Raw genomic sequence first — 1884 nt, 5'->3', positions numbered from 1 at the left:
CCAGCGCGTCGCGATCGGCCGGGCGCTGGTGCGCTCCTCCAGCATCTGCCTGTTCGATGAACCACTGTCGAACCTCGACGCCAAGCTGCGCGCTGAAACCCGTGTCGAACTTAAGCAGCTTCACGAAACTCTGAAATCTACGATGATCTACGTCACCCATKACCAGATTGAGGCCATGACCATGGCTGACCGTGTCGCCGTAATGTACAAAGGGCAGGTCGAGCAATTCGCGCATCCCCAATCGATTTATGAAAAGCCGGCCAGCCTGTTCGTGGCCGGCTTCGTCGGTTCACCTGCCATGAACTTCCTGGATGGCCGGCTGGATAGCGAGGCGCGCTTCGTAATKGGCAATACCAAAGTCGACGTCTCCGAGTACATATTTGACAAAGCCCCGGACCTCGCCGAAACGATGTTAGGCGTGCGTTGCGAGGATATCACCGTCGTTAATCGCGGCGCACCGGGCAGCCTGCCCGCGACCCTGTCCTTCATCGAATTGCTCGGTGCGGATGCCCTTGGCTGGTTCGATTGCCTCGGCAAGCGCTTCAGCGTGCGTCTTGCCGTAGCGACGGCGCGCGCAATGCCGAAGGAGGTTGGATTGAAGCTCGATATTGCCAAAGCATCACTTTTCTCCGTGGCGACGCAGCGACGGCTTTGAGCGCCAATGCATAGCCGAGGTAACTGACTGCAAGTTGGCAAAGCGCATTGCAGGTCTAGTGTGGGGCCGGCGATTGAGTTGACTCCGGCGCTGACGTTGTTGACCCTCCCTGCTTGCATGGGATGGAAATCTAGCGAGGCAAACAATTTTCACACCTCGGCAGTTCATATTCTTGCCACGCCGAGGGAGGTTCACTGGAAGAGCCCGTCATACGGGAAAGGTGATGGTGTCTCTTGACGCTGGAGCCAGCGATTGCAGCCGATAGCGATGAAAAGAGCGCTCAGGTCTCCGAACCATCACAGCGACAACTGGCTTCGCGCAGCACTKCGCGGAAGAGCCCTGACGTTTGCTCGGCGCATTCTGAGCTCGCTTCTCGGCGGCATTACCTGAAGACGGCAAGCGACACGGAGCGTGAGTACGATGCTCTTTGGCCTGTTTGCTTGGGGATCGGAGAGGCCGGTGTTTCATCTAGTTGCGCAAAACACCGCCTGCCGCTTCGATGGCGTGTGGCGTATCAACATCGATAAGGGCGCCTTCCCCGATCTCKACATCKATTACGGGCAGGCTGGAGCCCCGAATGAGCTCTCTCGCGCCCTTGTCACCGTTTAGGCTTTTCAGCTCATGGTAAATCGTGCTGGGGAAAACCACTGGATTGCCCGATTTCCCGCCGGCGACCGCGCGGATGATGCACGCAGCTTCGTGATCGCGGAACGMCGATATGATAGAGTCAAGATCTGCCCCGGTCAGAGCAGGCATGTCGGCGAGCATGATCATTATGCCGCTCGGCTGATAGGCCTCGGCAGCGGCGACACCGACGGCGATTGAGCTTGCCATGCCGGACGGAAAGGCCGGATTGTGCACGAGCGTGACAGGCAGATCGGAGATCGAGCCMGCAATATCGMGATGCCGATATCCGGTAACTACGATKACCGAATGGCTCTTACAATTGCTTGCAATTATCGCCGAGCGGCGAATGAGCGGCACGCCTTGAAATTCGGCGAGCAGCTTATGAGCGCCACTGTCACCCATTCGGCTCGATTGTCCCGCCGCGAGAAGGACGATGGCAACAGAGATCCGTTGCTCCCGCTGGCTCAATCTCCTTGTCGCCGTCTTCCGCCCTTTAGTCATCTGTAGATCGCGAGTCGGGAAGCCGCAACATCGGCAGKGAACGGCAGCGCCATGGGGTCGAACCGAACGTCGGACCAAAAATCCCCATCGGCGCCTTGATG

Annotated in this window: 2 protein-coding genes; one reads left to right on the top strand and one right to left on the bottom strand. The window is 58.4% G+C overall.

Features of this window, described 5'->3' with window-relative positions; genetic code table 11:
• Positions 1–655 (top strand): ABC transporter ATP-binding protein (locus QD357_RS31970; RefSeq protein WP_414126029.1); only part of this gene is annotated, 655 nt, incomplete at its 5' end.
• A gap of 468 nt (positions 656–1123) precedes the next feature.
• On the opposite strand, the gene QD357_RS31965 is transcribed toward QD357_RS31970, so the two are convergent.
• A complete protein-coding gene (locus tag QD357_RS31965) occupies positions 1124–1783 on the bottom strand; it encodes a nucleotidyltransferase family protein (RefSeq protein WP_414126027.1) in 660 nt (219 codons plus the stop codon).
• Between the last annotated feature and the right edge of the window lie 101 nt (positions 1784–1884).

Origin of the sequence: Rhizobium sp. BR 317 (assembly GCF_047445835.1) — a bacterium.
Lineage (GTDB): Bacteria > Pseudomonadota > Alphaproteobacteria > Rhizobiales > Rhizobiaceae > Rhizobium > Rhizobium paranaense.
The sequence above is the reverse complement of the archived record's forward strand: the minus strand, read 5'-3'. Positions and strand labels throughout refer to the sequence as shown.